This window comes from Streptococcus mitis (assembly GCF_946190375.1).
Classification (GTDB): Bacteria; Bacillota; Bacilli; order Lactobacillales; family Streptococcaceae; genus Streptococcus; species Streptococcus mitis_CJ.
Map to the genome: position 1 here is coordinate 1 of NZ_CAMIAF010000040.1, position 881 is coordinate 881.

The 881-nt window shown below is 51.1% G+C and carries 1 pseudogene; it reads left to right on the top strand.

Annotated features, from left to right (window positions below):
• Window positions 1–881, top strand: a pseudogene (locus N8M09_RS10820) (adhesive domain-containing protein); the annotation flags it as partial.

Sequence of the window (881 nt, forward strand, 5' to 3'; positions counted from 1 at the left end):
GTGCTTGCTGATTCTGAAGCTGATGTGCTTGCTGACTCAGAAGCGCTTGTGCTTGCTGATTGGCTCGCACTTGTTGATGCTGACTCAGAAGCCGATGTGCTTGCTGAAGCTGACGCACTTGTTGATGCTGACTCAGAAGCGCTTGTGCTTGCTGAAGCTGACGCACTTGTTGATGCTGACTCAGATGCTGATGTGCTTGCTGAAGCTGACGCACTTGTTGATGCTGATTCAGATGCCGATGTGCTTGCTGAAGCTGATGCACTTGTTGATGCTGACTCAGATGCTGATGTGCTTGCTGAAACTGACGCACTTGTTGACGCTGATTCAGAGGCCGATGTGCTTGCTGATTGGCTCGCACTTGTTGACGCTGATTCAGACGCTGATGTGCTTGCTGACTGGCTTGCACTTGTTGACGCTGATTCAGATGCTGATGTGCTTGCTGAAGCTGACGCACTTGTTGACGCTGACTCAGATGCTGATGTACTTGCTGAAGCTGATGCACTTGTTGACGCTGACTCAGAGGCACTTGTGCTTGCTGATTGGCTCGCACTTGTTGACGCTGACTCAGATGCTGATGTGCTTGCTGAAGCTGACGCACTTGTTGACGCTGATTCAGAGGCCGATGTGCTTGCTGAGGCTGATGCACTTGTTGACGCTGATTCAGAAGCCGATGTGCTTGCTGAAGCTGATGCACTTGTTGACGCTGACTCAGATGCCGATGTGCTTGCTGAAGCTGATGCACTTGTTGATGCTGATTCAGAAGCCGATGTGCTTGCTGAGGCTGATGCACTTGTTGATGCTGACTCAGATGCCGATGTGCTTGCTGAAGCTGATGCACTTGTACTTGCTGATTGGCTCGCGCTTGTTGACGCTGATTCAGA